Source organism: Streptomyces sp. NPDC087428 (assembly GCF_044744085.1).
Taxonomy (GTDB): Bacteria; Actinomycetota; Actinomycetes; order Streptomycetales; family Streptomycetaceae; genus Streptomyces.
Genome location: NZ_JBIUXR010000004.1, coordinates 178,801 through 205,384, shown reverse-complemented (window position 1 = coordinate 205,384; position 26,584 = coordinate 178,801). Strand labels below are relative to the sequence as shown.

20 protein-coding genes are annotated in these 26,584 nt (G+C 69.8%); 8 read left to right on the top strand and 12 right to left on the bottom strand.

Going from position 1 to position 26,584, the window contains the following annotated elements:
- The first annotated feature begins 300 nt into the window (after window positions 1-300).
- On the top strand, window positions 301-1,347 hold the full coding sequence (locus tag ACIO3R_RS10535; protein WP_402105049.1) for a Gfo/Idh/MocA family protein: 1,047 nt from the start codon (window positions 301-303) through the stop codon (window positions 1,345-1,347).
- 1 nt (window position 1,348) lies between these two features.
- The gene (locus ACIO3R_RS10530) at window positions 1,349-2,416 is read left to right on the top strand and encodes a Gfo/Idh/MocA family protein (protein ID WP_385041297.1); all 1,068 of its coding nucleotides are present in this window, start codon (window positions 1,349-1,351) and stop codon (window positions 2,414-2,416) included.
- A gap of 91 nt (window positions 2,417-2,507) precedes the next feature.
- On the opposite strand, the gene ACIO3R_RS10525 is transcribed toward ACIO3R_RS10530, so the two are convergent.
- The 6 genes from ACIO3R_RS10525 to ACIO3R_RS10500 all read right to left on the bottom strand — a co-directional run bounded on the left by ACIO3R_RS10525 (window position 2,508) and on the right by ACIO3R_RS10500 (window position 8,990).
- Window positions 2,508-3,770, bottom strand: a complete 1,263-nt coding sequence (locus ACIO3R_RS10525) for a phosphatase PAP2 family protein (protein ID WP_385041563.1) — start codon at window positions 3,768-3,770, stop codon at window positions 2,508-2,510.
- Between the two features lie 378 nt (window positions 3,771-4,148).
- Window positions 4,149-4,478 carry a hypothetical protein gene (locus ACIO3R_RS10520; protein WP_402105272.1) on the bottom strand — a complete coding sequence of 110 codons (330 nt, stop codon included), beginning with the start codon at window positions 4,476-4,478 and terminating at the stop codon, window positions 4,149-4,151.
- Between the two features lie 244 nt (window positions 4,479-4,722).
- Window positions 4,723-5,310, bottom strand: coding sequence for an NUDIX domain-containing protein (locus ACIO3R_RS10515; protein WP_402105047.1), 588 nt, complete (start codon window positions 5,308-5,310; stop codon window positions 4,723-4,725).
- A complete protein-coding gene (locus tag ACIO3R_RS10510) occupies window positions 5,307-5,927 on the bottom strand; it encodes an NUDIX domain-containing protein (protein WP_385041568.1) in 621 nt (206 codons plus the stop codon). The genes ACIO3R_RS10515 and ACIO3R_RS10510 overlap by 4 nt, the downstream gene beginning before the upstream one ends.
- Window positions 5,928-5,999: 72 nt before the next feature.
- Window positions 6,000-7,967, bottom strand: coding sequence for an ATP-binding cassette domain-containing protein (locus tag ACIO3R_RS10505; protein WP_402105270.1), 1,968 nt, complete (start codon window positions 7,965-7,967; stop codon window positions 6,000-6,002).
- A gap of 513 nt (window positions 7,968-8,480) precedes the next feature.
- Entirely contained in the window at window positions 8,481-8,990 is a 510-nt protein-coding gene (locus tag ACIO3R_RS10500; protein WP_385025695.1) for a DUF4232 domain-containing protein, read from the bottom strand.
- 913 nt (window positions 8,991-9,903) lie between these two features.
- On the opposite strand from ACIO3R_RS10500, the gene ACIO3R_RS10495 reads away from it, so the two are divergent.
- The gene (locus ACIO3R_RS10495; RefSeq protein ID WP_402105046.1) at window positions 9,904-12,789 is read left to right on the top strand and encodes a phosphatase PAP2 family protein; all 2,886 of its coding nucleotides are present in this window, start codon (window positions 9,904-9,906) and stop codon (window positions 12,787-12,789) included.
- Window positions 12,790-12,950: 161 nt separating this feature from the next.
- Window positions 12,951-13,502, top strand: a complete 552-nt coding sequence (locus ACIO3R_RS10490) for a YciI family protein (RefSeq protein ID WP_402105044.1) — start codon at window positions 12,951-12,953, stop codon at window positions 13,500-13,502.
- Window positions 13,503-13,610: 108 nt separating this feature from the next.
- Here ACIO3R_RS10490 and ACIO3R_RS10485 read toward each other — a convergent pair whose 3' ends face one another.
- From ACIO3R_RS10485 to ACIO3R_RS10475, 3 genes are all read right to left on the bottom strand, one after another.
- Entirely contained in the window at window positions 13,611-14,378 is a 768-nt protein-coding gene (locus tag ACIO3R_RS10485) for a class I SAM-dependent methyltransferase (RefSeq protein ID WP_402105042.1), read from the bottom strand.
- Between the two features lie 133 nt (window positions 14,379-14,511).
- Entirely contained in the window at window positions 14,512-16,119 is a 1,608-nt protein-coding gene (locus ACIO3R_RS10480) for an MDR family MFS transporter (protein ID WP_385025905.1), read from the bottom strand.
- A gap of 208 nt (window positions 16,120-16,327) precedes the next feature.
- Entirely contained in the window at window positions 16,328-17,059 is a 732-nt protein-coding gene (locus ACIO3R_RS10475) for a TetR family transcriptional regulator (protein WP_402105040.1), read from the bottom strand.
- 222 nt (window positions 17,060-17,281) lie between these two features.
- On the opposite strand from ACIO3R_RS10475, the gene ACIO3R_RS10470 reads away from it, so the two are divergent.
- Window positions 17,282-19,303 (top strand): family 20 glycosylhydrolase, encoded by a 2,022-nt coding sequence (locus tag ACIO3R_RS10470; protein ID WP_402105038.1) that lies wholly within the window; start codon window positions 17,282-17,284, stop codon window positions 19,301-19,303.
- A 152-nt stretch (window positions 19,304-19,455) separates the two neighbouring features.
- On the opposite strand, the gene ACIO3R_RS10465 is transcribed toward ACIO3R_RS10470, so the two are convergent.
- Window positions 19,456-19,992, bottom strand: coding sequence for an SMI1/KNR4 family protein (locus tag ACIO3R_RS10465; RefSeq protein ID WP_402105037.1), 537 nt, complete (start codon window positions 19,990-19,992; stop codon window positions 19,456-19,458).
- Between the two features lie 128 nt (window positions 19,993-20,120).
- Window positions 20,121-20,486 (bottom strand): hypothetical protein, encoded by a 366-nt coding sequence (locus ACIO3R_RS10460; RefSeq protein WP_402105036.1) that lies wholly within the window; start codon window positions 20,484-20,486, stop codon window positions 20,121-20,123.
- Window positions 20,487-20,693: 207 nt separating this feature from the next.
- On the opposite strand from ACIO3R_RS10460, the gene ACIO3R_RS10455 reads away from it, so the two are divergent.
- The gene (locus ACIO3R_RS10455) at window positions 20,694-21,572 is read left to right on the top strand and encodes a GNAT family N-acetyltransferase (RefSeq protein ID WP_402105034.1); all 879 of its coding nucleotides are present in this window, start codon (window positions 20,694-20,696) and stop codon (window positions 21,570-21,572) included.
- Window positions 21,573-21,735: 163 nt separating this feature from the next.
- Here ACIO3R_RS10455 and ACIO3R_RS10450 read toward each other — a convergent pair whose 3' ends face one another.
- The gene (locus tag ACIO3R_RS10450) at window positions 21,736-23,712 is read right to left on the bottom strand and encodes a discoidin domain-containing protein (protein WP_402105032.1); all 1,977 of its coding nucleotides are present in this window, start codon (window positions 23,710-23,712) and stop codon (window positions 21,736-21,738) included.
- Between the two features lie 520 nt (window positions 23,713-24,232).
- On the opposite strand from ACIO3R_RS10450, the gene ACIO3R_RS10445 reads away from it, so the two are divergent.
- Window positions 24,233-25,126, top strand: a complete 894-nt coding sequence (locus ACIO3R_RS10445) for a hypothetical protein (RefSeq protein WP_402105030.1) — start codon at window positions 24,233-24,235, stop codon at window positions 25,124-25,126.
- 492 nt (window positions 25,127-25,618) lie between these two features.
- Window positions 25,619-26,149, top strand: a complete 531-nt coding sequence (locus ACIO3R_RS10440) for a GNAT family N-acetyltransferase (protein ID WP_385025724.1) — start codon at window positions 25,619-25,621, stop codon at window positions 26,147-26,149.
- Window positions 26,150-26,584: the final 435 nt, after the last annotated feature.

Genomic DNA, 26,584 nt, shown 5'->3' with positions numbered 1-26,584 from the left:
CTTGACGTAGTGCTTGACCATGGTGGATCTCCCTTCTCCGGGCCACCCCTCGAGGCGGCTGGGCTCCATGTGGCGCACTCCCGACCGAGGGCGGCCGGTCGATGAACGAGACATTAGAGGAGGGGAGTTGATGACTCAACGATGTCTTCCGACTTACTGGTGGTTCGGCAGGAATTACTGCGGCCGGAGGCCCGCTGAGCGCCCTGCGGCGTATCCGGTCGGCGGACCTCTCCGCCATCCCTCAAACATCAGACGTAAGATGTCTGATGTTTGAGGTTGTCGTCGAGTGAGGAGTCGCGGATGAGCCACGCCCCAGTGCCCGGAGAGAAGAGGTCGCGTGATCCCGGACAGCCGGGAGGCGACCACCGCGTGGCTGTCATCGGTGCGGGCGCCATCGCCCGCGACCATGCCACCGCGATCGCGGCCGTTCCGGGAATGCGGCTGACCCACGTCGTCGACCGGCATCCCGAACGGGCCGCCGCGCTGGCCGCGCTCGCCGAGGGCGCCACATGGTCCACCGATCCGGCGACCGCGTGGTCCGACAGCATCGACGTCACCGCCGTGTGCACCTCGCCCGAGTCGCACACCGAACTGTCCGTGTCCGCTCTCGAAGCCGGCCGGGCGGTCCTGCTGGAGAAGCCCGCCGCCCTGAACGTGGCCGACGCCGACCGGATCCTCGCAGCGGCGAAGACGGCCGGCCGGCCCCTGCTGGTGGCCCAGACGGCTCGCTTCCAGCCCGTCCACCTCGAAATCGCCCGAGCGGTCGCCGAAGGCGCGATCGGCACGCCCCGGCTGGCGCACCTCACCTGGTACACCGGGCACGTCTGGCCCGGCGGCTGGCGGGGCTGGCAACTGGACCCGTCCCGCTCCGGAGGCCATGTCGCCCACAACGGCGTGCACGCCCTCGACCTGCTGACCTGGCTCATGGACGACGAACCGGTCCGGGTGTTCGCCCGCCCGTGCCGTACGTGGGCATCCGGGATGCCGACCCCCGACAGTTTCCAGATCCTCGTACGCTTCGCCGGCGGCGCTCTCGCCACCATCGAGCTGTGCTACGCCCTCGTCGCACGCGGCACGTTCGTCCGCCGGCTCATGCTCTCCGGCACGGCCGGCACCCTGCACCACAGCAGCGAGGACGAGCCGCGAGCGCACTCCGCGTCGCCCGTCGCACCCGCGTCGATCGAGGGTGCGATGACCGAGCAGACCAGACACCTGCGCGATGTGCTCGACGGTGTCGCGGCCCCGCTGACCGCACCTCACCACATCCGCGCGGCCCTCGCCGCCGCGCTGGCAGCGCAGCTCAGCGCGGACGAAGGCCGCCCCGTCGACGTGAAGGAGATCTGCTGACATGCGAATTCTCATCGCATCCGGGGTCCGGCACGCCCGTGACTACGTACCCCTGCTGAGGTCCCTGCCCGGCATCGAGGTCATCGGTTGCGCGGACACCGCCGACAGCCCCTTCGCCGAGGACAGCGCCGCCCTCGCGGGCGCGACGGACATCCCGCTGCTCGACCTGGACGAGGGTCTCGCCTCCTGCGACATCGCCCTCGTGTGCAGCGAACCCACCCGCCACGTCGACCTCGCGGTGAGAGCGCTCGAAGCGGACCGGCACGTACTCGTCGACAAGCCCGCCGCGACCGACACCCGAGGCGCGCAGCGCCTGTGGGACGCCGCCGACCGATCACGCGGGCTGCTCAGCGCCGTGCACCGCCTCTACTCCCCGCAGATCGCTCGCGCCCGGCGCATCGTGGACTCCGGTGCGATCGGTCTGCCCCTGGCCGTCGACGCGGAGTGGCTCGCGGCGGGCGGGCTCGACGGAGCGACTGTTGAGCGCCCCGAACTGGTCTGCGACCCCGCCCTGTCCGGCGGCGGCGAACTGATGAACTTCGGGTGGTATCCGGCTCTGGCGATCCGGCATCTGACCGGCCTGGAGGTGGAGGAGGTCGTCGCGTTCAGCAGCGCGGCGCCCCGAACGCCGCTCTTCGACGGCCCGCACGGTACCTACGGGGTCGAGGACGCGGCGGTCCTCTCGCTCCGGCTGGGCAACGGAGTGGTGGCCACGGCCACCGTGGCCCGCACCCCCGCCGGCATCGGCCCGGCTCCCGTCTCGTCCACCCTGCGCGTCCTCGGCTCGCACGGTCACGTACTCGCCGACGAGGACGCTCCCTCGGTCGCCGTGCGCGGGGCGGACGGCGTCAGCGCCTCCCGGCAGATCGGCGGGCCCGCCGGGGTGACGGCGCTGCGGCTGCTGTTCACCGAGTTCTGCGACGACATCCGCTACGGGCGCACTCCGCTGGTGACGGCGGCCGATATGCACGCGGCCGTCGCGGTGGTCGAGGCCGCCCTCTCCTCGGCACGCGGGGACGGCGTCCCGGTCGCCCCCGCCGTCCGTACGACCGCCACGGGCGTGGCCTGACGGACGTGCGTGGCCGGTGCCCGGTGACCCCCGCCCCGCCCAGGGGCGGGGGTCACCGGGCACTTGCCGCCTCCTGCTGAGGCGGCATGACTCAAACCGGTTCTGGCAGCGGTTCCGGTTGCCGTACCGGAGCGGTCTTCGGTTCCCACCGTTCGGTGGTCCGTACGTAGCCGTGGATCACCGAGGCCATCGCCAGAACGAGGAGCGGACCGAACACCCACGGATGGCCGGCCATCTGCATCGACAGATAGCGGTACGAGACCAGGAGTGCGGCGAAGACGGTCGCCCCGTAGGCGACGAGCTGGATTCCCGACCGGTCCCAGCCGCGGTCGAGCGCGCGCAGGGCCGCCTCGATCGTGAGCGTGAACACCACGCCGGCGATGATGTCCGCGCCGTAGTGATAGCCGAAGCCCAGGGTCGCGGCGAGTGTGGCGATCAGCCAGAAAGCGCCCGCGAATTGGAGGAAGCGAGGACCCTTGCGGGAATGGATGAAGATGGCGGTCGCCCATGCCGTGTGCAGGCTGGGCATGCAGTTGCGCGGTGTGATCTCGTCGAACGACATGTGGTGCGGGGCGATGACCGGCGGCGTCGTGTTCGGCCACAGGTTGGACACCGCCCAGTGTCCGCCGTCGGCGCCGTAGGCGAAGATCGGCCCGACCACCGGGAAGAGCACGTAGATGCCCGGTCCCAGGAGGCCGATGACCAGGAAGGTGCGCACCAGGTGGTGGCCAGGGAAGCGGCGGTCGGCCGCCACGTTGCGCAGCTGGTACAGCGCGACGAAGACCGCGGCCACCGCGAGCTGGGTGTAGACGGAGTCGAGGAAGTGGGCCCCGATCGGGCCGGTGGCCGTGACCATCCGGCCCACCAGCCACGACGGGTTGCCCAGCGCGTGATCGGCGGTTGCCACGTACTGGTCGAGCACTTCCGGGCGGGTCTTCGACGTGATGAGCAGCCAGGTGTCACCGGTCTTGCGGCCGGCCACCAGAAGCAGGCCCAGCCCGACGCCCTTCAGCAGCAGGATGCGTTCCGCGCCCGTGCGGCGTGTGACGGCGATGACCCCGTAGCCCAGAATCACCCACAACGCGCCATTGCCGAAGGGGTGGCCGTGGGTCACCTCGGCGTCGAGCGCCCATCGCACCAGCAGAATGGCGACGTCGATTCCGGCCGCGACACCGACCGCGATGAACCGTTGCCGCCAGGTGAGCACCACCATCATCAACGCCATGCTGGCGTAGAGCAGGAAGCCCGACTGGGGGGCGACTATTACCTCTTGCACCTGGGTGGTGATCGGCCCCGGCAGGCCGTAGTGACGCGCGGCGATTTCCAGAGCGATCAGGAATCCGAGGGTCACCACACCCGCCGCGGCCCACAGTATTGTCCTCGGCTGACGCCACGCGGCGAACGTGATTCTGCTGGTTATTCGCGAAAACACCCGCGATGCTATAGGTATCAATTGTTTGGCCGATTTACTAGACGTTGGTGGACTAAGTCACTTTTCATGCCGGAAAGACCGGTTTTCCGGTGAATGACGGGCGATGAGGGCGCTCGTCGTGAGTTCGAACATGCTAGCGGAGGTGCGCGGGTGCGTTCGCTGGTCACGGGTGGTGCGAAGTTGACTCGACCCCGCCGCCACGGCTGAGAACCGGGCGTGGGGGAGAGAGGCCGGGAACCGTCAGGCTCGGGCGGGTCGCCAACTGCTCGGCCAGGGACCGGTGTCCGGGATGCGGGCGCGTTACGGCTGATCCGGGGTGTCGTGGCCGTCGAGGAAGCCATGCAGCACAGCGGCCTCCGCACGCAGGCGCGCGACCCGGTCCGCGTGAGCGGGCGCCTTCAACTGCGCTGCGACGTCCAGTCGTTCCGTCGCCTCGGCTCGCACGATGTCCGTCACGTCGCGCTCGCTCAGCTCGCGTCGCACTGCCTCGGTGACACCGACGCCGACCGGTGACTCCTCGATGGACAGACCCCGCGTCCCGGCTTCGCCCACGGGCACCGCCTCCGCGTTGTCCAGCGCCGAGAGCGTCGCGCGCAGAGCACTCACCGCGACCTTGTCGCGGGCACGCATCGCATCCGGGAGGGCCTGGCGCATTCGCATACGTAGAGACATGCTAGGACCCTATGGCCGTTGCTGCCGGCCCTCACAACGGGGTATCCCACAGGGTGGACTTCTCCCCGGAAATACGGATGTGCTCAGCTTCGGCAGCCCATGCCCACACGCACGACCGGGCGCCGCACCCAAGTGATCCGGTCGAACCGGTCCGCGACCGCGGTGGCCACGGGTGTGTCGGCTGAGACGCCCGGCCGGTTGCTCACTGGTCTTCCCAGTCCCATGAATCGAAGAAGGCCGCCGTGCCCGTACGACGAGCCTCCATGACGGCCTCCAGGCGGGCGAAGTCACGCCGTGGCATGAGCGGCTGCCATTCAGGAAGGGGCAGGACACGCGCGTCGTCGTGTTCGGCCGGGTCCAGGACCACGGACCGGATCTGGTCGGAAGTCAGCCGGCCGCCCTCGAAGACGAAGCCGATCGTGGCGTAGGGCCATTCCTTTCCCGGCTGGCCGAAAATGGAGGCAAGGAGCTTCGTGGGACCCTCGAAGGCGATCCCGGTCTCTTCGCGGCACTCCCTCAGGGCCGTCTCCCACGGCCGCTCGCCCGGATCCATGGTCCCGCCGACCAACTGCCAAGGATGGGTCCTGGAGTACACCGCCCTCAGCTGCAGCGGGTTGTCGTGCTCGTCGGTGAAGAGCAGGCACGCGAACGCTGTCGCTTTCAGTACCGTCTCGGCGTACTGCTCGGCGGGCATCCACACCGGGCTCACACTCTGGCGGCCGTGCCCCGCCTGCGGCTGGACGCCCTTGGCGAGAATGCGGGGTTCCTCATGAACATGGTTCGCGGTCAAGGGCTCTGATCCTTCTGAACGATGACGGGATTCCGAGGTGGCAGCGCGGCCCGCTCGGCTCTGTGGTGGGCGAGGATCATGCGGTGTGCCCAGGCGCACATGGTCAGCTGCTCCATCGTCTCCACGTCGAACCAACGGAACATGATGCCCTCGGTGACGGGCAGGGCCTCGGCGTCACCGTCCCACTGTCCGACATAGACCTGAATGTGCCCTTCGGAGACGTGCGGCCCGGTCGCTCGGGTACGTGCGAAGGGCACCAGACCGGGGATGACCAGTCCCGTCTCCTCGCGAATCTCACGGACGACGGCCTCGTCGAGCGACTCCGCCCCCTCGGGGCCGCCTCCGACCAGGGACCAGGTGCCCGGGTCGCAGATCGGTTTGTGCGCGTCCCGTAGATGCAGGAGGTACTGACCGGCGCTGTTGACGAGCAGGACGGCCGTGCTGTGCCCCGCAAGGGAAGCGGCATCGGCGGCGGTGTGCGCCACGGGAGGCCGGGAGGCGCGTGGCCGCGAGGAGTCGGGGACGCGTCGGCGTACGGGGAGGGGAGCCCGCCGGTCGATGTGGTGGGCTCCGTACCTCTCCCATGCTGCGGTGTTCGCCTGTTCCGGTTCCATCATGGGCTCCTCGGGGGTGTCAGGTGAGTTCGTGGGCGTGGTCCCGGGCGGTGGCAGGCGCGCAGGCGCCCGGGGTCATGCGCGTTCCGGGACGGGCGGTGTACCGGGGTGCGGAACGGCGGCACGGGGCTGCGCCGCGTACTGGGCCGCCTGAGTGGCGAACATGGCGGCGTAGCGCCCCTGAGCAGCCATGAGTTCGTCGTGGCTGCCGTGTTCGGTGAGGCGGCCCCGGTTGAGGACGTAGATGGTGTCGGCGTGGCGGACGCCGGACATGCGATGGGTGACGAGCACGACGGCGCGGTGCGGCGCCGCAAGCCGGCGGATGGCGTCGAAGGCGGCGATCTCGGCTTCCGGATCGAGGGCCGAGGTGGGTTCGTCGACGATCAGCACACTGTCCGCCGGACAGGTTTCTGTACGCCAGTGGGTGCGGGCCAGACCGATCTTCTGCCATTCGCCGCCGGAGAGTTCACTGGCCCCCCGGAACACACGGGCCAGCAGACTGCTCAGGCCGTGAGGGAGTTTCGCGATGACGGGGGCCGCGCCGGCGTAGTCGACGGAGGGCTGGAGTTCCTCGTGCTCGGCATGCCGGTCGGGGCGGCCGATGCGGATGTTGAGGGCGGCGGTGACCGGCCAGCGCTGGAAATCCTGGGTCAGCAAGGCCACCCGGTCGAACAGCCGCGAGCGGTCGAGGCCGGAGAGCTCGTGCGTGCCCCAGTACACCGTGCCGTCCTGGGGCAGCAGCAGGCCGGCGAGAACCTTCATCAGAGTGCTCTTGCCCGAACCGTTCTCGCCCACGACCGCGGTCACCGACCCCATGGGAAGCGTGATCGAGACCCCGTCCAACGCGGGGGCTTCACGGTCCGGGTAGCGGTAGGTGACGTCATTGAGCACGACACGGCCCACCCGCTCCGGGAGGTGCTGCCCGCCGTCGGGGATGGCTCGTTGCGCGGCCTCTGACAGGAACCTGTCGTGGTCCCGCACATAGAGGCTCTCCTCGTGCAACTGGTTGATGTTCATGACCAGAGCCCCCAGACTCGCCGACCCGGACCGCACGGCGATCACCGCGGTCCCGGCGACGGCCAGGCCCATGTGGCCGGCCATGATCAGCCAGAGCATCACCCCGTACGTACCGGCCATCGCCAGGCCGGACAGTGCGGCAGCCACGAGTTCGGTGATCGCCTTGCCGTTCGCGAGCCGCTTCTGCTCGGCCTCCGCGCTCTCCGCCATGCCGCGGTACCGGTCCAGCAGGAACGCACCGACGGCGTGGATCCGCACCTCCTGCGCCGCGCTGCGCTCGGTCAGCAGGTTCCCGATCAGACGGCTGGCCCGCACGTGTTCGACCCATGTCATCACCGACACGTACCGCTCCTGCGCCACGCGCATCGCACCCCAGCCCCGCGGGGCCGCGATCAGCAGCAGCATCGGAAGCAGCGCCGGGTGCAGGACGGTCAGGATGCTCGCCGTCGCGATCAAGGAGATCGTGCCGTTGAGCGCGGCCACGCAGGCGCCGATCATGCGCCGGGCGGAGGCGGCCCCGTACTGGGCCACATCGATCAGGCGGCGAAACTCCGGATCCTCGATCGCCTCCAGCTCGACCACCGTGGCCGCGGCCAGGTACTCCGTCGTCGCGGTCCTCTCGACCAGCGGCTCCAGACGGCCGGCCCGTGACGTGGACAGGCCGGCGAGACCCGCGTTGACCACGGCGACCACCGCACCGACGACCAGCGCCGGCACCGCAACGTGCAGCCGGTCGACGGGTTCCCCGCTGCCCAGCAGGGCATGCATCACGGAGTTGATGGCCAGAAGCCCCACGGCCGCCGCGATGCCCTGCCCGATCTCGCTGAGGCCGACGACGAGCAGCGCCGGCCGGTCGGCCGCCCACGCCCGGCGCAGTGTGCTGCCGACCAGCCGCGGCATGGCCCGGATCGCCGAGACCATCGTCAGATCCAGCCTGGCGTGCTCGTGCTCGGCGAAGCCCATGTCGTAGCGCAGGGGGCCGCCGAACAACTCCTGCTCGGGCGCGGAGACGGCCGGCTCGACCATCCGGACTCGGCGTAAGTACTTCCTCACGTGCTGCCTCCTCGGGCGGTGGCCGTCCGGGTGGGAGGCCAGGTTCGACGGGCTTGCGGTGAGCGTGCGAATGATCGCCACGGGTGCGGGGGCGACGGCCCGGCCGGAGGACACTCCCTCCGCGCTCAGGGCAGACCATCGGGCTTGCCGGGCCACGCGTTGTGCGAGTGCCCTCCCTCCAGGGCCGCGCGACGAATGCGGCTCGGAGCCGCCCCCCGCTACTCACCCCGACGCTACCGACGGACCGAGGACCGAGTCGGCGAATCCGGATGCGTCCTCCGATGGTGTGATGTGTGCGGCCGATGCCAACGCGTACCGGTCTCGCGTGCCGCGCCCCGTGGCGGCGCTCCCGTTCCGGCGGGCGCAGCAAAGCGGCGCCCGCCGGAACGGACGCCGCGAAGAACTGGTTTGCCAGAGGACGGGGAGCGGGCGGACGGGATTTCGGAGAGGAGACGGGCCCCGGAACCGGAAGGTGGGCGAAGGCGCTCAGGCGCCGCGCCGGACCGGACCGACCAGGGTGCCGGTGGCCACCGTGAGCTTGCCTTCGGCGACGGACGTGCCCGGGATCTCCCCGTCCGGGGCGCGGAGCGTGAAGGACGCCTCGTCCGCGGCGACGCCGCGCCCGTTGTCGGGAACCTGGATGTCGAAGTGCACCGGGTGCCCCGGGCCGAAGGTCACCGCGGTCCGCTGGCTGCCGTAACGGCCGGCGGTGATCCTGTCCTCCGAGCCGTGGTTCGAGAACCGCACACCGGTGGGCGAACCGGCCAGCCGGCACGGGTCGTACCCGCGCGGCGCGGTCAGGGTGACGCGGTAGTGGCGGTGTCCCGCGCTGCTGGGCGCCTTGGTGATCTTCGCGAGGTGGTTGGCCGGACGGCATGCGGAGGGTGCGGTGCCGGCGGCCTTCACGGACGCGGCCTGCGCCACTTCCCCACCCGAAGCGCCCAACAGTGCTGTGGCGGCGATGGCGACGGCGATCTTCCGGGTGGTACGCATCATGAACCCTCTCTGCGGTGCTCGATGGCCCTACGGGTGATTCTCCGTCAGGAGCATGGCCTGGAGGACGTGCGGCCCTCGTTCTCACCCTCACGGGTTTGTTCCAGGGCTATCACGGTGGAGCCACCAGGACGTGTAACCCAAACGGCTCGTCGTGGTTCGACCACGCGCCCGGCTGCGGCTCCCGGCCCCGGGCGCATCCTCCGTCCGGGAGGTCTTCTCTCCGCCCGGCGTCGCCACCAGTGTCGTTCTCTGCCTGACCCGCTGTTCAGGCTCGAACTCTCGAACCATCAGCAACGATGCCGCCTTTCTCCTCGGTCCCGCCCTCGGCCGCGGGCACGGTGCCGGCGGGGGCGCTCGTCGTCGGCGCCGGACTTGCTTTCGCGACTCCGCGCCGTACGGCCCCGGCGCCCACGACGCCCTTGCCGGAGCGTGCGGCCGGGGGCCCGGGAATTCTGTGGACCTGGAACTTCCTCACTCTGCTGGCCGTCAACCTGGCCCTGGGCCTCTTCTTGGGCGGGCATCGCCGTCTTTGCCGCAGCGGTCGGCCGACTCGTCGACGGTCCGGGCGGCACACGAGCCGGATTCGCCGTCCCGCTCCTCGTCCTGACCGCGACGGCAGCCCTGACCTGGTCCAGCCGTCACGCCCTCACCACGGCAGGCAAGGCTTCCGGGCAGTTGGCGGCGGAGGCCGATTCGGCAGCCGCCGCCCCCTGACCGGTTGTTGCGGGCACCCGTTCCCGTCCTGTTCAACTCCAGCGGTGCGAACGAGACACACAGTCTCCTGAGCGTTGACATGTCTCCTATCGAGCCCTCAGGCTCGCCTGTGCTGACAACGTTGTCTACAGAGAAGAGGCGAGCCGTGCGGGTGTTCAGAAGACGTGGGCGAGGTGCGGGGACCGGTGCTGTCGTAGCAGTGCTCGTGGCAGGGTCGCTCGTCGCGGGGGCCTCCTCGGCTGCCTCGGCCGACGCGGCGGACAAGGCAGGCGCGGCGTCCGAGGTGGGCGGGTACTGGGCCACGTCCTACGAGCCCGGGACGCCCCGGCCCGCCGGGTTCCCGGCTCAGGGGGCGGCGCGGAACCTGCGCGGCGAGACCACCCGGATCACCACCACCGTGCGCGACGTGCACTCCGATCACCCCAACGACACGAGCGCGCAGGAAGGCGTCGGCAACCTCGCCGACCAGGACCCGGACACCAAGTGGTACGCACGTGACAGCGGCCGGCCGACCGGGGAAGAGCCCGTGTACGCGCTCTACGCCCTGCGCACTCCGGCGGCCGTCACCGGCTACTCGCTCACCTCCGCGAACGACGCACCGCCGCGCGACCCGGCCGCGTGGACCGTCCTCGGGAGCGACAGCGACTCCGCCGGAAGGGACGCGGACGACTCCTCGTGGAAGGTCCTGGACCAGGAGAAGGGGCAGCGCTTCGGCGCCCGCGGGCAGAGCAACTTCTACCCGATCGGCACCTCGCACGCGTACCGCCACTACCAGCTCCGCATCACCGACAACTGCGCCGACCGGTGCCAGGGTTCGGCCGGTGACGGCGAGAAGCTCCAGCTCGCCGACTGGACCCTGCGCAGTTCCGCGGGCTCCCCGGCCTCGGCACTCGGCGTCGGGGTCGAGAACGCCGACTCCGTGGGCGCGGCGGACGGTTCGGCCGCGCTGCGGTACGCGGGCCGCGTCCTCGCCCCCGGGCCGGCCTCCTCCACGGTGGTCCTGCGCTCCGGCCTCGATGTCCCACTCGTGCGCAAGTCGAGGCTGAGCTACGCGATCCGCCCGGACGACGCCGCCTCCGCCCACGTCGCACTCGACGTCGTCTACACCGACCCGGACGGCCGGCACCCCCGCACCCGCGCGGTGAGGACGGGGAGCAGGGCACCCGTCCCGGGGGAGTGGAACACCGTATCGGCCGACCTCGGCGCGCTCGCAGGCAAGCGCGTCAGTGAGATCCGGCTGCGCTACGAGGACGCACACGCCAGATCCGGTGCCGAGCCCACGGGCTGGATCGACGATCTCAGCATCGGCAAAGCCGTCGTCGGCCCCTCGACCTCCTGGAGCTACCTCGACACCCCCGGCGTCGATCCGGCGCGCGGGGACGAGGACCGCACGGCATGGACCAGGACCGGCTTCGACGCCGGCGACGTTCCCTGGAAGACGGCCGCCGGTCCCTTCGGTGCGAAGAACGACGGCACCGACCTCGGGGCCGGCTTTCCCGTCCGCACTAAGCTGAGGCTCCGCAAGGACGCGGGGGACAGCGTCGAGGCGTACTTCTTCCGGACGTCCTTCTCGATGGACCGCACCTCCCTCGACGCGATCACCGGACTCCTCGGAACGGTTGTCTACGACGACACCGTGACCGTCTACCTCAACGGCCGTCGCATCGCCGGCCACGGCGACGGAAAGATCGAGAAGAACCTCCAGTACGAGACCCCGGACGGCACCACCGGCGAGGGCGACCCGGCCACCGCACGCTTCGGCGTGCCGGCCTCGGCCCTGCGCGTGGGCACCAACACCCTGGCCGTCGAGGTACACCAGTGCAACAGCACCAGCTCCGACGTCTACCTCGGGCTCGGCTCGCTCACACAGACCGCCGGCTCCCTGCCCTTCACCGATGAGCAACTGGGCACCTCCTACGCCTCCGACACCCAGCCCACAGCGCCCGGCGGCGGTGACTACTTCACCTGGCTGCTGCGCTCGTTCGACGCAGCACGGAACACCCCGTCGGTCATGGGAGCCAACGAGGCACTGCCGAAGGGAACGACGTACGAGGAACTGGCCGCGCTCAACGACCGGACCGTCGTCGACATCAACAACGGCCCCTCCGGGCCCACCGATCCGCAAGTGCACAAGGCGCTTGTGGACGGTGCGAACAGCCCGTACCGAACCATGGCGGACGGACTGGGCACCACCCTCGGCCGGCTCTACGAGCAGGCGCTGAAGAGCGGCGAACTCCCCAAGACCCAGGCGCTGTTGTCCGGACGCGTCGAACACACCCCGGACTCCCCGGCCGACTGGTACCAGACCGCCAAGAACAACTACCGGTACAAGCGCCCCTTCGTCCGCATGGGATTCACCGACGAGGAAGGGCTCATCGAGCCGTGGGACAGCGCCGCCGGCTACGGCGGTCTCGCGGGAGACGGCTCCTTCCCGAGCGGGCACACCAGCCACGGCTACGCGCAGGGCGTCGTCCTCGCCACCCTGCTGCCCGAACTGGCACCGCAGATCCTGGCGCGCGCCTCCGAGTACGGCAACAACCGCATCCTGCTGGCCTTCCACTATCCGACCGACATCATGGGCGGCCGGATCGTCGGCGAGCAGACCGCCCAGCTGCGATGGTCCGACCCCGGGTTCCGCGGCCTCCTGGAGCAGGCCAAGGCGGAGCTGGAGGCAGTCCTCGTGCAGAAATGCCGCGAGGCCGGTGCGGGCGCTTCGCTCACCCGGTGTGCCCACGGCGCGAAGCCGTACCTGCCCACGGCCGAGGCGCTCAAGGTGTACAAGCAGCGGATGACGTACGGCTTCCCGCACATCGGCGCGGAGCACCGGCCGCCGGCCGTTCCGGCCGGGGCGGAGGACCTGCTGCGCACGGCACACCCGAAGCTCACGGGCGCTCAGCGGCGTACCGTCCTCGCCGCCACCCAGATCCCCTCCGGCTCGGTGCTCGACGAGCAGGGTGACGGGGGGAGTTGGCAGCGCATCGACCTCGCGGGTGCGATGGCCGCGAAGGTCACCGCGCACCACGACGGGACACTCACCGTCGACGGGGTGCGGGTGACCGCCGAGGGCGCCCGGATCGGACAGTAACCCCGTCCCGTGGGGCCCGACCGCCGCTCGGGCGGGCTCCACGGGCGTACGCATGGCCGGTAGCCGGCGCACCTCGCGGGGTCCGGCGGAGCGGGAGGTGAGGGCGGCCGGCGTTGTGAAATCCGCTGGACCCGGATACCTCGTTTGAGGGACTCTTGAGCATGGAGTTTCTCTGCTACCACCGCGACCGGCCCGGCTCCCTGACGCTCCGCGAGGAGCTGCTGGAAGAGCACTGGTCGTACATGGACCGGTACGCGAAGGAGATGATCGCCCGGGGTCCGACCCTCGCCGACGACGGCGACACGCCCACCGGCAGCGTGCACATACTCGACCTGCCCGATCCGGCCGCCGCCCGCGCCTTCGCCTTCGACGAGCCGAACTACCAGGCCGGCGCCTACCGGGACGTACTGCTGCGACGGTGGCGCAATCTGCTGGGGCACACCATGTGGGACTTCCCCGGCGGATCCACCGAGGGAAACCGTTACCTGGTGCTCGGCCTCGGTGCGGGGGAGGCCGTCGACCTCGCGGTGCCTTCCGACCGGGACGAGCTGATCGCCTACGGGCCCCTCTTGTCCGACGACGGTGCCACCTGGCTGGGGACCGCGGTGCTAGCCCGGTCGACGGACCCCGAGACGGCACGCGCCATTCTGACCCCGGAACGGTACGCGGACGTCGAGGTGCACAACTGGCAGTTCGGCGGGCGCCGGTCATAGCCGATGAGGTCCGGCCGACGCCCTCGGCCATGACGGGCAACCGGCATCGACGTGCCCGACCCGAACCCACGGACGTACCGGACTGACGTACAGCGGACCGTCGAGGTATTACGGCTCGTAGCGCCGACGGGCGAGATGGACGATGACGTCGGCGGAAATCTCGACCGTCCGGGGCAGAACCTGCATGATCTTGCCGAATACCTGCTTCCGCGCCGGGGGCGGCAGCACGAGATAGGCCGAGATGGTCGAGAGATGGCCGACGTAGTCGCGAGCACTCATCGTCAAGCGCCGTTCGATCACGGACTGCTGAACCCCGGTGAACCACTCGGACCGTTGGAGTTCGGTACCCGGCCACTGCATGTCGTTCTCCGGAGGCGTCCCGTCCGGGGACGGAACATCGTCGCTCTCCAGGAACGGTGCCCGTGCCGCGCGGACAGCCTCCTGCACCGCCGGGTCAGCCGGCTGGACCGGCCCGCCGAACGAGGCGAACACGCCACCCGGCTCCAGCAGCTCGGCCATGCGTGACCACCGGCCCTCCGGCTTCGTCCAATGCAGCGCGGCCGCCGCGTAGAGCAGCCCGTACCGCTCGCCCGGCCGCAGGTCCTCGAACGCGGCCCGTTCCGTCCTGACACCCGCCGGCACGTGCTTGCGCAGCTCGGCGAGCATGGCCAGGTCCGGTTCGGTCGCGGTGACCGCGACCCCTCGTCGAGCCAGCAGGCGGGTCGCCTTGCCCGTCCCGGCGCCGATCTCCAGTGCGGTCCGCACCGGCCGGCCTGCGTACCCCGTCACCACGTCGAAGAGCTCCACGGGATACCCCGGCCGGAACCGTTCGTATGCTTCCGCCACCACTCCGAAGCTCAGCGCGCGACCAGACATGCCGAGCATCCTGACACGGGCCGCGACGTCGTTCATCCACGGGCGACCGTTCTCCCGGCCCCTCCGGCACGCGGGAGCCCGCACGGCCCGGACGGGCGGTGCGGGCTCTCACGTACGAGGTGCTGGGTGCGGGTCAGTCCTTCCCGGCGCCGACCGGGCCACCGGTCGCGGTGGTCTCGGGGGCGTCGCCCGCCTCGTCGCGGGGTGCCGGGACATCGGAGGGGGCGCCTTCCGCGGCGAGGCGCTCCATGCCGCTGGTCGTCTTCAGGGGCTTCTCCTTGAGGAAGAGGACCGCCAGGAGACCGAGGAAGGCGAACGGTGTGGCGATCAGGAAGAGGTCGCCGGTGGCGACTCCGTAGGCGTGCTCGACGATGTTCTTCATCGGCTCGGGAAGCTTGGTCATGTCGGGCACGGCGCTGCCGTGACCGCCGGCGGGTGCCGGGAGGCCGTTCTCCGCGAGTCCCTTGGTCATCTCGCTGGCGACCCGGTTGGCGAGCACCGCGCCGAGCACGCTGGTTCCGATGGTGCCGCCGAGACTGCGGAAGAAGGACAGGACGGAGGTGGCCGCGCCCAGTTCGTGCGCGGGCACGTCGTTCTGGGCGGCGAGAACCAGATTCTGCATCAGCATGCCGACGCCGATGCCCATGAACGCCATGTAGAGGCTGAGCAGCCCGAAGTGCGTGTCGGCGTCGATGGTCGACAGCATGCCGAGCCCGGCCGTCATGATCACGGCACCCGCGACGAGGTACCGCTTCCACTTGCCGGTCGCGGAGATGATCTGCCCGGCGACGGTCGAGGACACCAGCAGACCGCCGATCAGCGGAAGGCTCATGAAGCCCGCCACGGTCGGGGACTTGCCCAGGGAGATCTGGAAGTACTGCGAGAGGAAGACGGTTCCGGCGAACATCGCGATACCGACGAAGAAGCTGCCCAGGGTGGTGAGCGTGACGGTGCGGTTGCGGAAGATGTCCAGCGGGATGATCGGCTCCGCGGCCCGCGACTCGACGAACACCGCCGCGGTCAGCAGCACCACACCGGTGACCACCAGTGCGGCGGTCTGCCAGGAGGCCCAGTCGAAGTTGTTGCCGGCGAGCGAGGTCCAGATCAGCAGCGCGCAGACGCCCGCGACGATCAGGAAGGCACCCAGCCAGTCGATCCTGACCTTGCGGCGTACGGTCGGCAGCTTCAGGGTGCGCTGGAGCAGCATGATCCCGGCCAGCGCGAACGGCACGCCGACGAAGAAGCACCAGCGCCAGCCGAGCCACGAGGTGTCCACGAGGACACCACCGATCAGCGGTCCGGCGACCGTGCCGACGGCGAAGACGGCGCCGAAGATGCCCGCGTACTTGCCGAGCCTGCGCGGCGGGATGATGGCGGCCATCACGATCTGGGCGAGCGCGGTGAGGCCACCGGCGCCGACGCCCTGGATGACCCGGCTGACGATCAGGGTGTTGACGTCCTGCGAGAAGCCGGCCACCAGGGACCCGACGACGAACAGGCTGAGCGAGAGCTGGAGCAGCAGCTTCTGGTTGAAGAGGTCCGCGAGCTTGCCCCAGAGCGGCACGGTGGCCGTCATCGCGAGGAGTTCGGACGTCACGACCCAGGTGTACGCGGACTGGCTCGCGCCGAGGTCGGCGATGATGCGCGGCAGGGCGTTGGCGACGACGGTACCCGCGAGGATGGCGACGAACATGCCTGCCATCAGGCCGGACATCGCTTGGAGTATCTGCCGGTTGGACATGGAGGACGGCGCCTGATCGGGCGCCTCTACTGCGGTCACGGTGTCCTTCTTCGGTGCTGGGACAGAACAGAGGTTGGTGGTGAGGAGCGGGGGCGGGCAACGGGGCCGGACGGGCGGGGGAGCGGTGAACGGCTGACCGGCGCAACGATGAGCCGCCGAGCCGATGAACCGGCGAACCGCCGAACCCTCGAGCATTCGAACCGCGGGACTATCCGGGTGGTCGTGGCAGGCCTTGGGCCAGTTGGGCGAAGACCTCCTGGAACGTGTCGGCGAGTCGCACCTCTCCGGGGTGGTCGCACCAGTGCTCGACGGCGACCCGCACGGCGGTCTGGGCGACCGCGGCGAGCAGTTGGGGGAAGAGGCTGTCGCCGCCGTGCACTGCTGCGGAGCCCGGATGCGCCGCACGGTCGCGGCATCCTCCCCGGCCCGTCCCCGTGGCAGCGGTCCCGGACTTCAGCCAGTCGGCAATCGCGGCGGCCAGTGCCCGCTGGTCTGCGACTTGGGCCTGGAGGCCGCGTTGGATGAGGTGGGGGGAACGCTGGAGCACCCTGGCCTGCAGCGCCCAGAACTCCTGGCGCTGCTCGAATCCGTCGAGCTCGTCGGCGAGGGCCGCGCGGACCACGTCGAGTGGCGGACGGTCGGCCGGGGCGCGGCGTACGGACGCCCTGATCCGCTCGCCCACCCCCTCGTCGATCAGCACGAACGCGTCGTCGTGGCTGGGGAAGTAGTTGAAGAACGTCCGGGGCGAGACGCCGGCGGCCTCGCTGATGGCCTCGACCGTGACGTTCTCCACGCCGTGTTCGGCGGCCAGACGTACGGCTGCTTCCGCTAGGGCGTTGCGGGTCGCCTGCTTCTTGCGTTCCCGAAGCCCCGGCGAGGATGGCCTCCTACGCTCCGGCGGCCCCGATGCGGATGGCTTCTGGGTGGGCACAACTTGCATAGTAGGCAAAAATGCAGAACCTGCAAAATTGCCACCTACTCGCCAGCCGGTGCGCCGCTCGGCAGTCGCGCAATCTCACTAACCGGCCGCTCTGCTCGAAGTTGTTCGCAAGCTCGCCTTTTCCGTCGCGTGCGTGCATGAACTCTGGACTGCCGCCGCACCCGCTCTTATCGTCTGACATCAGATGTCAGAGAGTCGTCGAGCCTGGGGACGGGAACGCTCATGAGACGCTTCATCCGGCATGTCCTGCCGATCGCCCTGCTCATCGTCGGCACAGCCCCTCTTGGCACCAGTGCCTCCGTTGCTGTTGCCGCCCCCGCTGCCGCCTCCGCCAATCCCGCCCCGGCCGTTCAGCCCGGCATCCGTGAATGGCACGGCGGGCGTGGCATGTTCCACCTGAGCCACCGTTCGCGCATCGTCCTCGAAGCAGCCGAATCCGCTGAACTCAGCTCCACCGCACATACCTTCGCCACCGACCTGTCCGCCATCACCGGACGTACCCTCCCGGTCGTGACCGCCACTCCCAGGGCGGACGACATAGCGTTGCGCGGCCGCAGCGCCGATACGCAACTCGGCCCGCAGGGCTACGCATTGGACATTGGTGACATCCTGACCGCGGAGGCCGCCGGAGACACCGGCGTGTTCTACGCCACGCAAACCATCGAGCAGGCCATCAAGCTCGACGGTCGCCACGTCTCCGTACCGCGCGGCACCGCCCGCGACTGGCCGGACATCGAGCAGCGGGCCCAGATGCTCGACGTGGGCCGCAAGTACTTCCCCCTCAGCTATCTGAAGACGCAGATCCGCGAGATGGCCTGGCAGAAACTCACCACATTTCATCTGCACCTCACCGACTGGTCCGGCTTCCGCATCCAGCTTCCCCAATTCCCCGGCCTCGCGTCCGCCGACTCCTACAGCCCCGCCGAGCTGCGGGAACTGCAGGACTACGCCCGTACGTACCATGTCGACGTCGTTCCTGAGATCGACCTCCCCGGCCACTCCACCCCCCTCACCACCTATGACCCGACGCTGCGCTTCGCCTGTACCTCGATGGACCGTGCGACCTGGCCCGGCGGTGAACGCGGGGGCTGGACCCTGGACATCACGAAGCAGCACACCCGTGATTTCGTGCACGGCCTGCTGGAGGACGTCATGCCCTTGTTCGACAGTGACTACGTCCATGTCGGCGGCGACGAAATCGGCCTGGACGACAAGAAGAACGCCTGTCCGGAGCTTGTCTCCTACCAGGACGCCCGCGGATTCGACTACACCGGAGACGTCTTCGTCGACTTCCTCAACTCTCTTAACGAGCAGGTCCGTTCACACGGCAAGATCACCGAGGCATGGGCGTGGTGGAACCAGTACGGGCAGCAGTCCTCGATCGCACCCGACAGAACGATCGTCCTCGACGACTACATCGACCGGGACCCGGCGCCGCTGGTCGCCCAGGGCTACACGGTGGTCGCCGCACCCGAACCCGTGCTGTACGTGAGCCCCGGCTTCGGGCAGAAGCTCGGCGACTACGGCTACGTCGACATCCGTGACACCTACGAGAACTACGCGTTCCCGACACCGGCTGCGGGAGGCGGCCGCGTCCTCGGCTACAAGATCGCGCGTTGGTCCGACAGCGCCGAGGCGCAGAGCACCGCGTTCTTCGACCACTTCGCGCACAGGCCCTTGCAGGTGATGGCCGCACGCACCTGGGGTTCGCCACGGGCCGCCTCCGCGTGGACGTTCCTGGGCCGCGCGGACGCCGTCGGCGGCCCGCCCGGCAGCAGCACCGGCTACCTCACGGCACTGCCCAAGGCCGGCCTGACAGCCACCACCGACAGCGAGGAGACTGCCGCGGAGGACGGGCGCGCCGGCAACATCATCGACGACAACCCGTACACGACCTGGCACACCGCCTACAGCCCGGCCTCGGCGCCGATGCCGCACCACGTCACCCTCGACCTGGGTGCCGACCGGCAGCTCGCCGGGTTCCGCTACCTGCCCAGACAGGACGCCGCAGCCAACGGCCGCATCGGCGCCTGGACCTTCGCCGTCAGCACCGACGGCGCCACCTGGCGCACGGTCGCCCGGGGCTCCTTCGGGGACGACCAGACGGAGAAGGAGATCATCTTCTCCCGGACCCCCGCACGCCATGTGCGGCTCACCGCTACCTCTGCGGCGAACGGCCTCCCCTACGCAGGAGCGGCCGAGCTCACCCTGCTCCGGCCCGCCTCCGCCCGCGTGCCGGACTGAACACACACATGCCTCGGCACCCTGGACGCTGTGCCGGGTCGCCGGCGCGGCACAGCGTCCAGGGGTGCGCCGTCGCGTCGGCGAGCGTGCCTAATCGCCGTCTCCTGCGACGGTGGCGAGTTCGCAGAGCAGCACGGCGACGGCTGCGTCCGTCAGGCGAAAACCATGGGAGGTCTCGACGATGCGGCCGTGATGAACGCCTCGAAGTTCTCCGCGACCAAGGTGATCGAGAAGGCGTCCTCCTGGTCGACGTGTACGACGGCCGGCTCGCCCCGCCTGCCGCACGCGCGGTAGTCGAGGGCGAGCATGTCGTGCCCTGCCGAGGGCGTGTCGGCGAAGTAGACGCCGATGTCGGGGTACTCCCACATCTCGATCCAGAACCGGCTGCCGAACTCACCGCCCAGTGATTGCGGCCGGATCCGTCCGACGTCCCGGATACCGGTGATCTCGATGTGGTCGTCCGCCCAGGAGACCGAAGCGGGCACCGGGAAACAGGACCGGGCCGGAGTACCGCCATTGTGCGTGCTCATCAGCGCGATGTACGAGCTCGGCAGACGGTGTCCGCCGAGCTCCTCCTCCAACGACGCGATCAGCTCACGCGAGGGCGGGACCTCCTCCACGTACTCCTCCAACGCGTACACCGAGTCGTCCCAGAACCCGGCGGCATCGAAGCCCTCGAAATGTCTCACTGCGCACTCCCGTACCTGTCGTCAGGCGATCGCAGCCTTTGCGCACCGGGGCGATCGAGGTTGCCGCCGTGGCCGGCGCTGAGACAACACAGCGGACCGCCGCCCCCACGACATCGACCGGCCCGTCCTCACTGGTTCTCGGCCTCGTCGCTCAGCCGGGACAGGTCGTACCCTTCGGCCTCGTCCCACGGTATGTCGATGTCGTCCATGTGCACCGACCACTCGGCATCCGGCAGCACCCTGCGCAACTCCGTGACGGAATGCAGGACATGGGTGACCACCGGCATCAGCCGGTCGAAGTCGGACGGCATCTTGGTGGACCCGTCGACGCGTTCCGCCGATCCGTCGTCGGGCAGTTCGTACAGATACAGGCCTTCCTCGTCGGCGTACGGGAACGACGACGAGTGCGCGGCGACGACGCCTTCGATCGCGGACGATTCGACCTCGGTCAAAGGCGCCGCACGGCGTGCGCTGTAGTACAGGGAGACGCTCATGGTGTGACCGTACGACGAGGGTCTGACAATGCCCTCGCGAGCTGAACCGGGCCGGGACGCGCCGAACCCGGTGGGCGGACGCGACGTGGTTCCCACGGCTCGTGACGGAAGGCACTGGTCCGGCCGGGCGCGCGCGGCTCATGACCCGTGGGCAGGAAGAGGTCCCCCCCCCAAGCCTGGTTCTCAGGTACTCAGGGATCCTGAAGCATGCGCCCGGATGGCTGGCACCTCACCGAAGACCTCGACGATTTACTCACCCGAGCCGGGGACTTCCTGCGTTCGCGCCCCGCCCTGCACAACACCCCGCTGACAGTGATCGAGAGACTGCGGACACGCGGGGGCGACGGACACGGCGCCGAAGCCACCGTCTTCGGCGTGCTGGAAGCAGCGGGCGAGGTTCGCGCCGTCTTCTACCGACCTCCGTCCCACCGCCTGACCCTCACCCCCCTCTCCTCTGAGCAGGCCGACACCCTCGCCGCTCACCTGGCCGGCCTCGGGCACCTCCTCACCGGTGTCCTCGCGGACCAGGACACCGCCACCGCGTTCGCCGGGACATGGCAACGGCACACCGGCGCAGCGCCGGTGCCCAGCTGGCGGGCCCGCCTCCACCGTCTCGGCACGCTCATCCCACCGGAGCCGCGCCCGGCGGGCCGGGGCCGCGTCGTGGGAGAGGAGGCCCGCGTGCAACTCATCCGTTTCTGCCGTGAGTTCGCCGCCGACGTCGGGGAGGTTCCCGCCGTGGACGCCCGCACCTGGGCCGGATCGCGCTTCGCCGACCGGCACTTCGCGTTCTGGGAGACCCCGGACGGTACCCCCGTCTCCATGGCGGCCGTGACCTCGATGATCGCCGGCATGGTCCGGGTGGACCCGGTCTACACCCCGGCCCGATTCCGGGGCCGAGGCTATGCGGGCGCCTTGACAGCCGAGGTGAGCAGGGCCGCGCTGGCCGGAGGCGCGACCGACGTCGTACTGTTCGCGGACCCGGCCAACCCGACCAGCAACGCCCTCTACCAGCGCATCGGATACGTCCCGCTGAACGACTTCGTCGCGTACGACTTCTCCCGTCACGCACCAGAAGCCGGTTGAGAACGCCCGGGACCGCGGGGCCGGGGGCGGCGTCCGCTTCCGGCACGGCCACGACCGCCGCGGGTCGGCGCGAACTGGCCACAGGAGGCTGAGACGCAGCGGGCCGAGTGGCAGAGGCCCGGGGCGCGGACGGCACCCGCGCTCCGGCCCCGCTGCCGCCGGCTCAGTCCGCGTAGACCTTGAACCCGGAGATCTGGGCGGCCGGCCACCCGGTGTTGGCCGTGAAGGTCAGTCGTACGTACCGGATGGCGGAACCCGTCGGCAGGGTAAGAGTGGTGGTGTTGCCGCTCGCCGGGTCGAACCTGTGGTCCGACGCGGCGAGCACCTGGCCCAGGCTGCCGCCGGCGGTGCCGCCCTGCACCGAGAGCGTCTGGGTGCGGGCGCCCCAGGCGCTGGACGGTGGCAGTGTGAGCACGATCCGCCGGACGGCGGTCGCTGAGCCCAGATCGACCTGGATCCACTGCGGGAAGGCGCCGTTCGCCGACTCCCAGTAGCTGTTCGCGTCGTCGTCCACCGCGTTGCCGGAGCCGTAACCCTGGGTGTGGCCGCTCTCCGTGGTCGGCCGGCGCAGGGCCAGGTCAGTGCCGTTCCCAGCCGTGCCGGTCGTGACGGTGACCTGGTTCGACGGCAGTGAGACGCCGCCGGCCGCGTCGAGCGCGACCACCTGGAAGGTGTATCCGGTGGACGGCGCGAGACCGGTGACGGCGAACGAGGTGCCGGTGACGGTGCCCACCTGGGTGCCGGCCGGGCCGTCCACCCGCAGCACCCGGTAGCCGGTGACGCCGACGTTGTCCGTCGCCGCATTCCAGGTCAGCGTCACCGAGTTGCTGGAGCGGTCGGTGACGCGCAGGTTCGTCGGCGAGGTCGGCGGGGTCGTGTCGGCTCCGCCCGAGGCCGTCGGCGGGGTGGGGCGGACCGAGGTGAGGCCGATCTCGCCCTTGAGCATCCGGCCGCCGTCGCCGGTCAGTCTCAGGTAGTAGTCGGACGAGCAGACGGTTCCGTCCTCGTCCAGCGCCAGGAAACCCGACCCCACGGGGACCGAGGCCTGGGACTCGGCTGTCTTGGCGATCTGGTTGCCCTCGTTGTACTCGTCGAACATCGATATGTAGATGCCCTGCACCCCGGCGCGGCACATGTTGTAGAACTGCCGCCACATGAAGTCGCCGTGCGCTCGCTGGCGGCCGGATATGTCGCCGGGCAGCACGCACGGCTGGTAGTCGATGTTGTGCGCGACGCAGTCCGCCTCGTCGCCGACCGTGTAGGTGGAGTAGGCGTTGTCGGAGTCGCCCGCGTTGCCGATCGCGCCGACCATCCACGGGGAGATCATGTGGAAGGCGTGGTAGACGTCCGTGTACCCGGTGCGCGTTCCCGCGCCGCCCGTGCGCCATTCGCGTGGCACTCCACCGATCACATAACAGCCCTGCGCCTTGAACCAGTTGATGACATCCAGGCAGGCTTCGGCTGAGAACGGGTGGTTGGCGTCGTTGAAGCCGAAGCCCCAGACGCACACCACGGGCTGTCCGTTCTGGGTGGCGTACTGCGGTGAGGCCGTGTGCGCCTTCATCTTGTTCGTCCAGTCGGCCTTGATCTCCGACTGCATGTTGGTCCAGCCACTGACGTCGTACATCACATAGAACTTCACGCTGTGCGACTCGGCGGCGGAGCGCACCTTGACGGCCATCGCGTCGCGGGTCGGTCCCTCGCCGCCGGTCGGATTGAAGCGCTGCAACGCGGCGGTGTCGATCCCGTACTGACGCATCCACTGGAAGTGGGTGTCGACGGTCTGCTGGTCGTGGGACGAGAAGAGCGTCGCGGGCTGCCCGTTGCCGAGGTTGCCGTAGGCGGTGGGGTAGCTGTGCGTGTACTCCCGCATGTCGGGCCAGCACTTGGTGCCGGTGTTCGACGGGGACGGCGGCCGGCTCCAGTCCTGGGTCCAGTGCCACCAGCCATTGATCGGGGCCCCGTCACCGGTACAGGCGAACCAGCCCTGATAGCCGACGGTGACCTTTCCCACCACATCGCCCGGCGGACTGCCTGCGGCCACCGCTGCCCCGGCGAGGGCGGTCTGCGTGCCCCCTGCCGCGCCCACGGCGGTGACCGCGATCACCGCTTGCATAAATGTCCGGCGTGTGACACCCATCTGGACGCTCCTCCGAGTAGGTCAACTCCGGCTTCCGCAGGGCTGGTTGGGTTCGGGGCGGGCCGGGGATCCGTTGCGGGGATCGTAACGACGAGGTTACATCTGAGCAATAGTGCGTGCGTATTGCGAAATTATTTGCGGATACGACGCAAGAAACCTTCTGTCTGATCCGTGGGGTCGTGCAGGTCGGCGGGCGGCCGACTGACCGACCGACCAGGAGGGGCCGCGGCTGCGGCAGATCGTGCGGCGGCGCGGCACCAGCTCGGTGCGGTACCGGCGCGCGTTGATGGTGTTGGCCTCGCCCGGCCCTTCGCCCGCTGGTTGATTCGCAAGCTCGCCGCGTGTCTCCGCAGGGTCTGCGGGCGGGTGATCCGTATCGGTCGCCAGGCCCTGCGCTGTTGACCAGGTCGCCTTGAGTGGAGTGCGTTCGTAAGACCATCGGTCTCCACAGCGCACCGGTCGCCCGGCTCCTTTGGGCCCTCTGCTCAGAAGCTGTCCGTGCCTCTCGTAGGCTCCTGGCATGTCCTACGGGGTGGATGCGCGGGAACTGTACGAGGCCCTGGGGCAGTACGCGGGGATGGAGCCGTACGAGGAGATCGTCGTGCCGTGGCTCGATCGGGCCCAGGGCGGCTACCGCGCCTGGCTGGCCGCGGCGGCCGAGGACGGCTTGTGGTGGACCGGGAAGGGCGCGGAGCCCATCGGGCAGGAACTCGTGTGGGAGCTCTACGCTCTGCACCGGGTCAGCGACCGGCTGCTGTTCACTTTCCGGCCTTCCTCCGACGAGCCCGGCTCCCCGGTCCCGCGGCCCTTCCCCTCGGAGAGGCAGTACCGCGACGTGTTCACCTCGCTCGGCATGACACCGTTCGAGGACGGCGATGCGTTCGACCCGTTCCTCCACGAAATTGTCGAGGTCGAACAGGCCGATGACCCGCACGCGCCGATCGAGATCACCGAGATCCTCTGGCCTGGCCTGATGCTGGGCCAGTTGCAGTTCAGCCGGGCCGGCGTGCGGATCCGCGCCGGCATCAAGCACGCCCAGCGCGGCGTCGCGGACCGCTCACCGCTGTACTGGGCTTTCCGGCGCCGCCACCGGCCGACGGTAGACCTGTCCCAGGGCTGGGGCAGCAACTCCCAGTGGCGTACCGACTTCCGCCTCGACTACCGGACCCCGGCCGGCGATCGTCTCAACGTGTCGGGGGACCGCCCTATCGACGGCAGTGCCGACCTGCCGCCCGACCACCCGGAGAATCTCAGCCCCGAGGAAAGGCTCCTGACATCAGGTGAACGGCGCGAGCTGTTGCGCCATCGCTGTCTTCTGCGCGCGCCCGAGGCCGCTGACGCATTGATCGGATCGCCCGCCTGGGAGCAGGATCTGATGCCCTTCGACTGGCGGCTTCCGAACTCCGAGGCTTGACCCCGGGGCGGCCGGGAGCCGGGGGACCAGGACGGCCGGACCGGCCTGTGCCGTGATGGCAGCTCACCTGCGGCCATCCCTCGTGGGCGGGATGGCTCACACCACGGCGCATGCGAAGTTGCATCGATCCCGGGGGATCTTTGGCACAGTCCATCCTGCCGGTGGCGCCGACCCCTGATGATCGTTGGCCGTGGAGGCTGTACGGCGGGCGGCGGCGGTCTCAGCGGTGCTGGCGACGGACGTCCGCGAGCGGTTGGTGCGGAGGGCCGCATCGGCGAAGTCCGAGGAGCGAGCGTTTTGCGGGCCAAAGCGTGCTCGCGGCTGCGGACGGGCTCACGAATGGGGCCACCGCCCGGGAGTCGGGGGTGAGCGTGAAGACGGTGCGCAAGTGGGGTGGGAGTGCCCCCGTCCTGCTTCCGTGGGCGCGGGCGGCCCCGACGCCCTCGCATAGGCTGGCCGCTTCATCCGGCGCACCGCGACGAGGATCAGCCCATGCGCAGCAGCACCACCAGGATCCGCCTGATCGAGCTCAGCGACGCAGCCCCGATAGCCGCGCATCGGGTGCGGGACTTCGAGGCGTTCCGGCCCTGGGAACCGGCCCAGTCGGCCGACTTCTTCACCCCGGAGGGCCAGGCGGAGCGGATCGACGGCCTGCTGGCCGGATACCGGGCCGGCACGGTCTGGCCGGGCGTGGTGCTCGCCGACGACCAGGTCATCGGGCAGATCACCGTCGGAGGCATCCTGCCGCAGCCGCACCTGCGACGCGGCTCCGTCGGATACTGGATCACCGGCCTCGCCCAGAATCAGGGGCACGCCGGGCACGCCGTCGGGCTCGCGCTCCGGGTGATGACGGACGAACTCGGATTGCACCGCGCCGAGGCGTCCACCAACCTGGAGAACCTCCCGTCGCAGCGGGTCCTGCGCCGCAACGGGTTCACCCCGTACGGCGTCGCGCACTCCTCGATCCTTCTCGACGGGAGCTGGCGGGACGGGCTGCTGTGGGAGCGGATCCTCGGCGACTGAGCTTGTTCACCATGGGGCGAGGCCCCCACTCTCCGTGCGTGCCGTACATCGCGCGATTGGCGTCGTCCAGGGCGCCCCCGTTGGCGGTCAGCGTTCGCCAATCCTTGTACGGCGCCCCGTCCTCCAGTTGCGCAAGGTCCGCACCGAGAGCCATCAGGAACTCTTCGGTCCCGGTACCGCGGGCCGCTGTCAGGGAGACATGACCTCGCATCCCGGGCACGCCTCCCGCGTTCGTGTAGCTGTACGCGCCCAACCAGGCGATCCCCTCCGGCATACCGATCACGCTATCGACCCAGCCATTCGTCGCACGCCGGACTGCCGCACTGCACCCCCTTCAGCTCGTGCTTGACCGCGCGGGTGACCTGGGATGAAGCCGGCCGCGGTCGCAGCCGCAGACGACGTCAGGCGAACGACCCCGACGCACCCGATCCATTT

Excerpts from the sequence above, each read along its gene's own strand:
- ACIO3R_RS10505 (WP_402105270.1), bottom strand. The coding sequence starts at position 7,967 with ATGGTCGAGCCGGCCGTCTCCGCGCCCGAGCAGGAGTTGTTCGGCGGC.
- ACIO3R_RS10500 (WP_385025695.1), bottom strand. The coding sequence starts at position 8,990 with ATGATGCGTACCACCCGGAAGATCGCCGTCGCCATCGCCGCCACAGCA.
- ACIO3R_RS10535 (WP_402105049.1), top strand. The coding sequence starts at position 301 with ATGAGCCACGCCCCAGTGCCCGGAGAGAAGAGGTCGCGTGATCCCGGA.
- ACIO3R_RS10520 (WP_402105272.1), bottom strand. The coding sequence starts at position 4,478 with ATGCGTGCCCGCGACAAGGTCGCGGTGAGTGCTCTGCGCGCGACGCTC.
- ACIO3R_RS10470 (WP_402105038.1), top strand. The coding sequence starts at position 17,282 with ATGAGACGCTTCATCCGGCATGTCCTGCCGATCGCCCTGCTCATCGTC.
- ACIO3R_RS10480 (WP_385025905.1), bottom strand. The coding sequence starts at position 16,119 with ATGTCCAACCGGCAGATACTCCAAGCGATGTCCGGCCTGATGGCAGGC.
- ACIO3R_RS10460 (WP_402105036.1), bottom strand. The coding sequence starts at position 20,486 with ATGAGCGTCTCCCTGTACTACAGCGCACGCCGTGCGGCGCCTTTGACC.
- ACIO3R_RS10510 (WP_385041568.1), bottom strand. The coding sequence starts at position 5,927 with ATGATGGAACCGGAACAGGCGAACACCGCAGCATGGGAGAGGTACGGA.
- ACIO3R_RS10445 (WP_402105030.1), top strand. The coding sequence starts at position 24,233 with ATGTCCTACGGGGTGGATGCGCGGGAACTGTACGAGGCCCTGGGGCAG.
- ACIO3R_RS10455 (WP_402105034.1), top strand. The coding sequence starts at position 20,694 with ATGCGCCCGGATGGCTGGCACCTCACCGAAGACCTCGACGATTTACTC.
- ACIO3R_RS10530 (WP_385041297.1), top strand. The coding sequence starts at position 1,349 with ATGCGAATTCTCATCGCATCCGGGGTCCGGCACGCCCGTGACTACGTA.
- ACIO3R_RS10440 (WP_385025724.1), top strand. The coding sequence starts at position 25,619 with ATGCGCAGCAGCACCACCAGGATCCGCCTGATCGAGCTCAGCGACGCA.
- ACIO3R_RS10485 (WP_402105042.1), bottom strand. The coding sequence starts at position 14,378 with ATGTCTGGTCGCGCGCTGAGCTTCGGAGTGGTGGCGGAAGCATACGAA.
- ACIO3R_RS10450 (WP_402105032.1), bottom strand. The coding sequence starts at position 23,712 with ATGGGTGTCACACGCCGGACATTTATGCAAGCGGTGATCGCGGTCACC.
- ACIO3R_RS10475 (WP_402105040.1), bottom strand. The coding sequence starts at position 17,059 with ATGCAAGTTGTGCCCACCCAGAAGCCATCCGCATCGGGGCCGCCGGAG.
- ACIO3R_RS10490 (WP_402105044.1), top strand. The coding sequence starts at position 12,951 with ATGGAGTTTCTCTGCTACCACCGCGACCGGCCCGGCTCCCTGACGCTC.